Here is a 9,968-nt window from a genome sequence, read left to right on the forward strand (position 1 = left end):
GAAATTAATGTTTGAAGTAAGTTATAATTTTACATTAAATTGTCTCGTATGAAAAATGTGCTCATCACTGGTGCAAGTTCGGGTATTGGAAAAGAATTAGCAAGGCTTTATGCGAAGGCGGGAGCCAACGTAGCATTGACCGCAAGAAGAAAGGATTCTCTTAAAAAGATCAGCGACGAACTGAAATCTTCCGGTGCAAAAGGTAAGATTTTATTTGCTTCTTTGGACGTTTCCGACGTGGACCAGAATTTTAAAGTTATTCCCAAGTTGGCAAAGGAGCTTGGAGGTTTGGATTTGATCGTTTTAAATGCTGGAATTTCAACCACTGCTTCGTTCGGAGGTAGAAGTTTTGAAGCCGATCGTGCGGTGATTGAAACCAATTTGATCGGAGCGATGGCGGGTGTGGAGGCGGCTTTGCCTATTTTTCAAAAACAAAAATCGGGACAAATCGTTGCGATCTCTTCCGTAGCTTCTTTTAGAGGTCTCCCCGGTTCTGCAAGTTATTCTTCCTCGAAAGCGGGACTTTCCACTTATATGGAGGCTCTTCGAGGAGAAGTAAAACGATATGGAGTTTCGGTAACGGTGATTCATCCCGGATTTATAGATACTCCGATCAACAATCAAATGAAATCTCGTCCGTTTGTAATTCCGGTGGAAAGAGGCGCTCGGAAAATATATAAAAGAATTGAAAACAAAGTTTTATCGGCTACAGTTCCTTGGTTCCCATGGGTTTTCCTTGGTTATTTGATGAAACGGATTCCCGAGTTTTTATGGTTGAAGATCGGTCTGAAATAGAATTACCTTTTGAAAAACAAAACCGAAAAGGGAAACAGTCGATTCGGGTTTTGTTCGTTTGTCTCGGAAATATTTGCAGATCTCCTGCGGCGGAAGGAGCCTTTCTGGATTTGATCCAGAAAAGAAATTTGGAATCTTCCTTTTTCGTGGATTCTTGCGGAACGTCCAGGTATCATATCGGAGAACTTCCGGATCCTAGGACTAGGCAAGCTGCGCGTAAAAGAGGGATCGAACTTACCCACAAGGCGAGACAATTTCGAAAGGAGGATTTTAGGGATTTCGATTACATCCTTACGATGGATAAGTCGAACCAGAAAGATGTTTTGTATCTCGCCTCTTCGGACGAAGAAAGAAAAAAAGTACAATTGTTTCGGTTTTTTCAAAAAGATTCTAAAAAAGACTCTGAGGTTCCCGATCCATATTACGGTACTTTAAAGGACTTTGACGAAGTGCAAAATATTGTCTCCGATACCGCGGAAGACTTTCTTGATTTTCTTCTCTCTAAAAAACTGGATTTAAAAGCTTAATCTGGGAGGAAAATCCTCACAAATGAGTGATTCCAGGAAAAGAAAAGTAGTAGTCATCGGCGCAGGATTTGGGGGTTTGCAAGTCATTAAAAAACTTTCCCAAAATAACAATCTCGATATCACGGTGATTGATAAAAAGAATCATCATCTGTTTCAACCCCTTCTTTATCAGGTTGCGACCGCGGTTTTAAGTCCTGCGGATATTGCGATTCCGATCCGTTCTTTAGTAGGCGAAAAGTTGAATGTGACCGTGGTTTTAGGAGAGGCAACCAAAGTCGACCTTGCTACAAAAACGGTTTATTATCAGAATACTTCAACAAATTATGATTATCTAATTTTGTCTGCGGGAGCTAAGTCCAGTTATTTCGGAAACGATCACTGGGAGAAATATACGATCGGTCTGAAAAATCTAAAGGACGCTTTGAAGATTCGTCATAAACTTTTAATTTCCTTCGAAAAAGCCGAACTTTCGGGAGACCCCGAGGTCGTTAAAGCCCTCTTGAATTACGTCATCATCGGGGGAGGCCCGACCGGAGTGGAACTGGCGGGCTCTATCGCGGAACTTTCCCACCAGATCATTCGGGACGAATTTCATACGATTGATCCCGCTTTGTCTAAAATTACTTTGATTGAGGCCGCTCCCAGGCTGCTTATGGCTTTCGACCCTTCTTTGGGGGAATTTACCAAAAAACGTTTGGAGAGTAGGGGAGTGGAAGTTTTGACTGGAACCAGAGTCATCGATATCAACGAACGCGGGGTTCAGCTCGAAGGAAAAATGATTCCCACCGAGACCGTGATTTGGGCCGCCGGAGTTCAAGCAAACGGCATTGCTTCCACGTTAGGCGTAACCTTGGATCGAGGCGGTAGGGTGATTGTGGATGAGTTCTGCAATATAGAAGGCCATCCGGAAGTTTTTGTAATTGGTGACATCGCCAATTATTCCAAAGATCTGGAGCGTCCTTTGCCCGGGGTTTCTCCTGTCGCGATGCAACAAGGCCGTTACGTCGCCGCACTCATTCAAGGAGACTTGAAGAATAAGAAACGCAAATCTTTTCGTTACATTGATAAAGGTTCTATGGCTACGATTGGTAGAACGGATGCGGTTGCCCAAGTGGGAGTTCTGAAAATGAAAGGTTTATTCGGTTGGCTTGCCTGGCTTTTTGTTCATTTGTTCTATCAAGTTGGGTTTAAAAATAAGGTTACGATTTTGCTCACTTGGGTTTGGTCTTATATTGCTTTTAGGGCAGAAGCGAGAGTGATTCAGGACGAGATCAGCGCGGACAAGGATTGATCGGATGGGAAATAAATTTCTATTAGCGATTTCTTTCCTGCTTTTTTGTTTTCATATCCTTCTATGCTCTGAAGTATGTTAGAGTTGTTGAAAAATTAATTCTCCATTTATTTTTGTTTCACTAAAATGAACGATTGAAGCAGTTTTGTTAATCCCACAATTGAATTTTTCAACAACTCTATTCAATATGAACCGAAAAAAGCAATGTCGATATCTAAGAATTTCTTAAATCTAACGATGACAAATAAGCTTGATGAGACTTATGTTTTAACGAACGAAAACGAAGTTGTAGACGATGTTTGACAGATTTCAAAAAAAGTCTTATCGAGAATTGGACCCCAGATATCTTAAAGATAAGAATTGCGATTTTGAAATCAAAGAACTCAATCCAAAACAATCCTATGGAAACAGACTGCGACGATATTTGAATGGGCGTAAGGTTGAAGAGGATCGGTTAAACGTTGCATATAATCCTTGTGGAATTCCATTTCAAATTTCACTTCGATTGAATCAAAATGGGAATTGGAAAGTGGTGAATTTTCAATTCCATGCGGATTGAAAATTAGAGTTTCCGAAATTCTGCATTTAAAGTTGGGATTCGCTCAAAGTTCACCGTAATCTAATATAGAAATCAGTAATATGAATTTAGAAGCGTTTCTGTACAAGTTTGAGTCCTGTTGTTATTTTTGCGATCTTGGAGAATATTTTATCTTCGGTGATAAGATGCCCGCCCAGTTCCAACGCGCACTGACAGATGTGCGCATCCGCGATCGAAACGGACAAACCTTTGGAATAGAGTTTGGATCGTAGTAGTCCCGTCTTAAACCAAGATTCGATTTCATTTCCGCAGAGAGGTAAATCTTCGAAAAAATCCTTCATCAGAGATTGGTCCGATTTAGAACGAATTCCGCTCAGAAGTTCTGCGGCAACGATCGGAGAAAGATACACTCTTCCCTCTTTGATGGCGTTGTCTATGGTTTCATTTCCGACTTTGAAGTAACTGATAAAACTGGAAGTATCAACGACGAGTGCGCTCACGGCTCGTATCCAGATCGATTTGGATTTTGATTTTTCCTTTGAGTTTTTGTGCTTTGTCGTAAGCTCTGCTTCTTTTGAGTAGTTCGAGCCCCATCACGATCGTTTCGGTAATTCCCTTTCCCGTGACAAGTCTGGCTTCTTTTAAGAGATTTTCAGGAAGATTAGCGGTGATCCGTTTGTCGTGCGTTTGAGCGATCATACTTAGATCTGTATCCCGATACAGACGAATGTCAATTAAAAATCGGATTTTAAAAAGGATCGCCTGGTCCGTTCTAAGCCAATCATCTTAACGATTTTAGAGAGTCGAATTTATAGTAAGATCACTTGTCAGAATAAACTTACTACTCGGACGCATAAAAAGAATACTGTAATAAGTTTGTTTCAAAAGTTAGAATGTTAGACCTTCTTTAAAAAAGCCAACAACTCTGGATTCGGCGCAATTTTGTGAGGACTTCTATATCTCTGCAAAAATAGCTTGTTAATTCTTGGTACCATTTTCATACGTCCGAGTAGTAAATTCGAAAAAACGATTTAAGAATTTAAGGAACACTTAGATATTCGCAAAATCGAAACCCTTTTTTGGTCCGAATAAAAGTAAATATTCTCTGATCCCCTTCCGATCCGAAAATTGATTTTCGAAACGTTACTAAAACAGTATAGACCTTTGTAGAACTAAGTTCTTTTTTTGAAAGAATACAGGAACGATTGAATCGATTCAGATTCGCATCATTCGGATCGATCTTATAGATGCTTGGATTTGGGAGTTTTGTTTTTATCTCGGCATTTAAAAATAGAGTCCTGTTTTTTTCCAAAAAGGTATCAATTGATATATAAGAAAGATCGGAATCAAACCTATCAGAATTCGAATCCTGAAATTTATCTAATTGAGATTCTTCTTCCGGGGTGTTGGTCAGACATTCCGGACAATAAATGCAGCTCGTAGAAAGCCTTTTTATTTCTTTGAGATAAATTCTATAAAAAAGATTTGCTTGAATTCAATCGAGTTTATAAAAACCGAAATGTTTGATAAGCAAAATCTTTCCTATGATTTTTGTTTTTCTTTTTTCGACGCGGAAGGACGTAACGGAATGTTCTTCTTTCCCTTGAAAAAATTCTTGAATCCTTCTTTCTTATGTTGAGAATGCTCTGGTAACATGAATCCTTCGTTTTGGACAGGCAAAACCGTCGTAGTGACCGGAGGTTCTTCCGGTATTGGAGAAGCCGTCCTCGGTGCTCTTTCTCGTATCCGTTGCAATCTTATCAATCTTTCCAGAACTCAACCTGAACTTTTAAAACGAAAAGATAGTCTTCCCACAAATCTGATTCATATTCCGACCGACTTAAGTTCGGAAAAGGAAATCGATAAGGCGATCAAAAAAATTTCCAAGAACTATCGGGGTATAGACGTTCTTTTTGCAAATGCGGGAGTTACCACACATTCTCGTTTTGACGGAACGAGAATCGAAACCTTTCGTAAAACGTTCGATATCAATTTTTTCGGTCCTATCTATCTTATCCAAAGATTACTTCCGCGGATTAAATTAGCCAAGGGTTCCGTGATCGCGACCTCCACTGTGAGCGGTCTTTATGGAATTCCGGGAAGAAGCGCGTATTCTTCCTCTAAGTCCGCGCTTCACGCAGCTTTGGAAGCGGCAAGAATAGAACTTTCGGAAGAAGGTTTGTCGTTTATCATTTTTTGCCCTCCCTATACGAAGACGAAACTTCGAGCATCCGGTTTGGACGGAGACGGTAACGTTTTGAGCGAGGATCACTATTCCGGTAAGAAGATTAAATCTCCGCAAGAGGTTGCGTCTAAGATGATCGATTCGGTGGAGGATCCAGAATCGAGACTGGTCATCATGGATAGTTCTGGATTTTTTTTGAAATGGTTGCGTAATATCGCTCCTGCTTTTTTGGAGCGAACTTTATTCAAAAAACTTTATAAAGATTTTCACTAAAAGGAAAGCATGGAAACTAGAAGCGTTGTAAAAGAATTTCAGTTCGACTATCCTCTGATGAGAGTTTGGAATGCGGTCACTGTGAACGAAGAACTGATCCATTGGCTTGCGGATAAGGTCACCGGCCGTCCTAAGGAAGGCGCTAACTTTGCTTGGACGTGGAAACTTGGAATGGAAGGGGATCTAACGACAAACGGAATTTATAAAAAAATAATCCCTTTAAAAGAGTTAGTATTGCTTTGGCAAGATCATCCCGCGGGTGATATTGAGTTGAAATTGGAATTTCATTCTTTGAGTGAGAATTCTTCCAAACTGATTGTAACGAATTCGGGTTATCCTGTAAGCGAGAAGTATGACGTCTGGGTCGAAGCCGCTTCGGAAGGATGGGACGAAGAAGGAAAACATTTGAAAGATTATCTTAAAAAATCTTGAACGTGTAAGGCCTCTAAAAAAGATGGTAAAACGGAACCTATAGGAAAGGTGATTTTTACCTGTGCAACTACCTGAATTAGAGACTTACTTTCAAACCCTCACAGACCTCACCGATACGATAGCGGTCGTCAATTCTCCTTACGAATCGGACTTCGACCATGATATCGGACAATTAGAACAATATTTCACAGACATTGCTTCCAGACCTTGGGAAGCTTCGGAGAGAGATTACTTCAATCTTTTTTCCAGTCACTTTACGTTTCACACGAAGATTGTGGAGGAAATCATTTTTGAAGCGAGGCGGGTTTTAATGCCTGAAAGAAGAGTCTATGTCAAACGTTTAGTCGCTTATCATAAACACGCGGAAGAATGGTTTGCGGAGTTACAAAGAAAGCGCAAACAGTTCTCTCAAAAAGACATGGTAACAGCCTGATTTCATTTGACAACTTCCTGCTTCTCAAAGAACCTGAGTCGGTGTTTTTACCGACTCTTCCTCTTCTTATCACAAATTTCGAAAATCAAATTCTCTCTTATACAAACATTCGAAACTCTCATGTTGTTTTTGGTCTTTGTGGGAGTTTCCACAACGAATGACTTTCGACCTGCGAAAATATGGTTTTATGATGGAGAAAATTCTTCCGAGTCTTTTTTCTCGATCATTCTTTAGAGAACAAGAGATGTTGCGAATGACTTTTCCCCAATGTAGATGGAGATGGGTTCGATTATTTTTTGAAGAAGATTGTCGTACGAGCGACGAGTTTATATCCATCCAAGCATTTGTGGCGGTTTAGATTATGATAGGAAGTGTTGTGTTAGAATTTAGATGAGATGCTTTTGGTATGTGAAAATTTCCGAATGATTGCGTTTTATTTGAGACGGACTGGCATTTAGGTACTTATTTTTATAGAGGCGAGTAGAACAAGCTCTAAGGTCTTTTATCTAGGTTTAGGAATACTCATTTCAGTAGATTCACATCCAACGCAACGCTGTTGAATCTTTTTCATTGACAGAAATTATTTGCTACTCTATTGGTTATATGGAGAAGTAGTCGTTCAACGAAGGAGTTCTCGTTGTTATGAAATTCAAAATAAAGTTATTCTTATTTGTACTGGTTATCGTATCATGGATCGGATGTAAGAGATCGGACGGAGGGGACTCATCCGATCTCCTGGTTTTGTTGGGTATATTGGGAGCTACGACTACCGTCCCCGTCCCTGCTTGTCAAGATTCTGCGTCAAGTAGCAGAACTTGGAATGTAATATCCGGAGCAACCGGTAGATCGCAAGCAAGTAAAGCGATTCTTACAAACGGAAAAGTTCTGGCTATTGGCGGAGAAGGTAATCTTGGAAATGGAATCTTAGATCAAGTGCAATCCTTTGATTTCAATACTTCCCAATGGACGACGATCAATCCATTGAACGTTGACAGAGAATATCATAACAGTATTTCTTTGAATAACGGCAAGGCATTGGTTTTCGGTGGTACGGATTTAAATACTTTTTTGTCTTCGGTTGAACTCTACGATCCTGCAAATGGAAATTGGAACTTCGCGGCCCCTATGGGACACGCGCGCGCGTTGCATGTTCCTGTGCTTCTTGCAGACGGAAGGGTTCTTGTATCCGGTGGTGAGGAGAATTTCAATGCAACCTTCGGCGCCGAGATCTATAATCCAGCTCAGAACACTTGGAGCGACACTCTGCCGATGACAACTTCCCGTTGGAGTAGTCTGCGACCGCCCTTCAAAATGGAAAAGTATTGGTGGCTGGAGGAAGTAGTGGCAATAACATAATGAATACGGCGGAACTCTACAATTCGAATGATAATTCCTGGACCTTACTTCCTCCGATGCGAGAATCCAGACAGAGCCATTCTGCAATTTTGTTAAACGACGGTAGATTGTTGGTAGCGGGAGGAGAATTTATTTCTATTGCAAATCAATATGCATATCGCGACAGTATGGAAATCTACGATCCTCAAACCAATCAATGGACGTTCAAAAAGATGTCGGTTTCTCGTTCCGAATTTACGATGGAACTTCTAAACGACGGATCGGTTCTTTTTTTAGGAGGGAGGAATGCGGGGTTCGTTTCTTCCAATCTGCGTTATTTTCCGAGTACGGATTCCTGGTGTGAAATCCCCAGACTCAAAACATTACGACATGGCCATTACTCGGCTACACTTCGCAATGGATCTGTCTTTGTATTTGGTGGTATGAGTGCCACGGGATATGAAAATTCTTCTGAAATTTTAAAGTGGTAGATACGGATCTCCAAAGTTAAATTTTTTGAATGATAGATTGTTCGTTAACTCGTTGTGAGCGAAAGATTAGGTGATTCTATAGTTTCTACAAAATCGATTCTATCTTTCAAGAAAATAATAAGAGCTGTCCGCCAGTCATCCGATTTTATGAGAATTTCCGTGGATCGCTGCGATTGTTCCTACGTTTTGGGAAAGATTCTAAATTTTACGGAGACCCTATCTATGAACTTCGGCTTAACAATGATTTATTTGAAAAAAGCTACAATTTTCCTTCTCATTTGCCTCTTTGCTGAGTTGCAAGCGGAGGCAGTTGAAAAAGAAACTCACACTGACTTAACAAAAACACTTCAAAATCCTTCGAAGGTTCTTAGTTTGGATTTGAGTTCGAAAGGAATTACAACACTTCCTTCCGAAATTGGACAACTTCTTAATTGAGTATTAGGAGAATTTCTTGAAGTCCAAACCATTTCTCTGGTATCCGGTCCTTCTCTTTTTGGCGATATTTTTATTCGATAAAATTTTCTTTTTGGATAAAGTCAGGGATTACGTAAAACAGGAATTTACTTACATCTACTACGATGTAAAAAAGGAACTTCTTCGGGAGATCGTTTCTAAATACGGTTCCGATGGAGAGTATTCCAAAAATCCGGAAAAAAAGAAAAAACTTATGATCCTTATGGGATCTTCTCGGATGCTCTACTTTCAAAATTCGGATCTTCAGGCCTTTTATCCGGATTGGGATGTTTATAATCTTTCTTCCGCGGTTACAACTCCCGTCTATTATCTTTACTTTTTAGAGGGACTTGCAAACGGCGGGGTGAATCCCGACTTGATCGTGATCGAGAGTGATCCGTTTCAATTCAATAAAAACAGCACTACATTCAAAAAATCGAATTTAGCGAACAGCTTCGACCCAATCTTTATCCTGAAATATGCTTGGACTTTGGGAAAAGAAAACGTGAATTATTACTTTGCTAATTTTCTTTTCGGCGTGAGTTATAACAAACCTTATATCGGAAATGTGATCAAACGTTTGAAGAACGAGAACTTCGAGATCGGCGAATTGCTGAAGACGATGACGATCGCCACTTTGAAAACCGACAAGGGAAATGCCATTTCTCCCGCGGGAGCTTATGTGGAAAAGGACTTCGGCAAAATTCAAGAATCCGCTCATAAAACGATCGGTTGGATTTATCCTTCCTATGCTCCTTCACCGATACAATATGAATTTTATCAAAAAATTCTAAACTTACTTCTGGAAAAAAAATGGAGAGCCTTATTCGTAAAACCAAGCGCTTCGGCTCCGATGGAAAAAGTGCTGAACGAACTGAATGTTCTCGAACCCTGGTTCCAAATCGTAAAACCGATGCACGAAAAAGCGGATATTCCTTTGTTGGATATGAGTAAGGATTCTTACTATGCTTGCAATACTTATGCGGATAGCGGTCATATTTCCTTGGATTGTTATCGTCCTTTCATTCGATTTATTCTGCTTCACTACTATCTGGACAAAAAATAAATTTCCGGGAACGTTTTTGTTTAGCTTGATTCGTCGTAGAAAAGCCGGGTCAATTTCTGTACTTTGTCGAAGATCCGATCGTTTTTGAATTGGTCTCACTCGTATCTGTTTGTGATTTCGGAATTTCTTGACTTTTAAATTCGGCTTCT

12 protein-coding genes and 2 pseudogenes are annotated in these 9,968 nt (G+C 40.2%); 11 read left to right on the forward strand and 3 right to left on the reverse strand.

The annotated features are described in order from the left end of the window. Window positions 1-48 precede the first annotated feature (48 nt). From LEP1GSC062_RS03690 to LEP1GSC062_RS03705, 4 genes and pseudogenes are all read left to right on the forward strand, one after another. Window positions 49-795 (forward strand): SDR family oxidoreductase, encoded by a 747-nt coding sequence (locus tag LEP1GSC062_RS03690; protein ID WP_020983410.1) that lies wholly within the window; start codon window positions 49-51, stop codon window positions 793-795. Next, window positions 771-1,322, forward strand: a complete 552-nt coding sequence (locus LEP1GSC062_RS03695) for a low molecular weight protein-tyrosine-phosphatase (RefSeq protein WP_002749208.1) — start codon at window positions 771-773, stop codon at window positions 1,320-1,322. The genes LEP1GSC062_RS03690 and LEP1GSC062_RS03695 overlap by 25 nt, the downstream gene beginning before the upstream one ends. A 22-nt stretch (window positions 1,323-1,344) precedes the next feature. Further along, window positions 1,345-2,613, forward strand: a complete 1,269-nt coding sequence (locus tag LEP1GSC062_RS03700) for an NAD(P)/FAD-dependent oxidoreductase (protein ID WP_010576375.1) — start codon at window positions 1,345-1,347, stop codon at window positions 2,611-2,613. A gap of 159 nt (window positions 2,614-2,772) precedes the next feature. Continuing rightward, window positions 2,773-3,172: pseudogene (locus LEP1GSC062_RS03705) on the forward strand (sugar:proton symporter). An 86-nt stretch (window positions 3,173-3,258) separates the two neighbouring features. On the opposite strand, the gene LEP1GSC062_RS03710 reads toward LEP1GSC062_RS03705, so the two are convergent. The 3 genes and pseudogenes from LEP1GSC062_RS03710 to LEP1GSC062_RS03720 all read right to left on the reverse strand — a co-directional run. Beyond that, complete coding sequence (locus tag LEP1GSC062_RS03710; protein WP_010576373.1) at window positions 3,259-3,651, reverse strand: PIN domain-containing protein; 393 nt, start codon at window positions 3,649-3,651, stop codon at window positions 3,259-3,261. Further along, complete coding sequence (locus LEP1GSC062_RS03715; RefSeq protein ID WP_010576372.1) at window positions 3,632-3,850, reverse strand: hypothetical protein; 219 nt, start codon at window positions 3,848-3,850, stop codon at window positions 3,632-3,634. Before LEP1GSC062_RS03715 ends, LEP1GSC062_RS03710 begins: the two co-directional genes overlap by 20 nt. A gap of 340 nt (window positions 3,851-4,190) precedes the next feature. Beyond that, window positions 4,191-4,616 (reverse strand): annotated as a pseudogene (locus LEP1GSC062_RS03720) (hypothetical protein); the annotation flags it as partial. Between the two features lie 189 nt (window positions 4,617-4,805). On the opposite strand from LEP1GSC062_RS03720, the gene LEP1GSC062_RS03725 reads away from it, so the two are divergent. The 7 genes from LEP1GSC062_RS03725 (at window position 4,806) to LEP1GSC062_RS03750 (ending at window position 9,819) form a co-directional block, all read left to right on the forward strand. Next, on the forward strand, window positions 4,806-5,609 hold the full coding sequence (locus LEP1GSC062_RS03725; RefSeq protein WP_010576370.1) for an SDR family NAD(P)-dependent oxidoreductase: 804 nt from the start codon (window positions 4,806-4,808) through the stop codon (window positions 5,607-5,609). A gap of 9 nt (window positions 5,610-5,618) precedes the next feature. Beyond that, window positions 5,619-6,041, forward strand: coding sequence for an SRPBCC family protein (locus LEP1GSC062_RS03730; protein WP_002625198.1), 423 nt, complete (start codon window positions 5,619-5,621; stop codon window positions 6,039-6,041). 61 nt (window positions 6,042-6,102) lie between these two features. Further along, window positions 6,103-6,474, forward strand: coding sequence for a hypothetical protein (locus LEP1GSC062_RS03735; protein ID WP_010576369.1), 372 nt, complete (start codon window positions 6,103-6,105; stop codon window positions 6,472-6,474). Between the two features lie 642 nt (window positions 6,475-7,116). Further along, a complete protein-coding gene (locus LEP1GSC062_RS24525) occupies window positions 7,117-7,830 on the forward strand; it encodes a Kelch repeat-containing protein (RefSeq protein WP_020983424.1) in 714 nt (237 codons plus the stop codon). Further along, window positions 7,830-8,300: a Kelch repeat-containing protein gene (locus LEP1GSC062_RS24530; protein ID WP_020983443.1), complete on the forward strand. Its 471-nt coding sequence runs from the start codon at window positions 7,830-7,832 to the stop codon at window positions 8,298-8,300. Before LEP1GSC062_RS24525 ends, LEP1GSC062_RS24530 begins: the two co-directional genes overlap by 1 nt. Before the next feature lie 222 nt (window positions 8,301-8,522). After that, the gene (locus LEP1GSC062_RS03745) at window positions 8,523-8,735 is read left to right on the forward strand and encodes a hypothetical protein (protein ID WP_244265081.1); all 213 of its coding nucleotides are present in this window, start codon (window positions 8,523-8,525) and stop codon (window positions 8,733-8,735) included. Between the two features lie 16 nt (window positions 8,736-8,751). Further along, on the forward strand, window positions 8,752-9,819 hold the full coding sequence (locus LEP1GSC062_RS03750; RefSeq protein ID WP_010576367.1) for a DUF1574 domain-containing protein: 1,068 nt from the start codon (window positions 8,752-8,754) through the stop codon (window positions 9,817-9,819). Window positions 9,820-9,968 lie beyond the last annotated feature (149 nt).

Origin of the sequence: Leptospira alexanderi serovar Manhao 3 str. L 60, assembly GCF_000243815.2 — a bacterium.
GTDB classification, from domain to species: domain Bacteria; phylum Spirochaetota; class Leptospiria; order Leptospirales; family Leptospiraceae; genus Leptospira; species Leptospira alexanderi.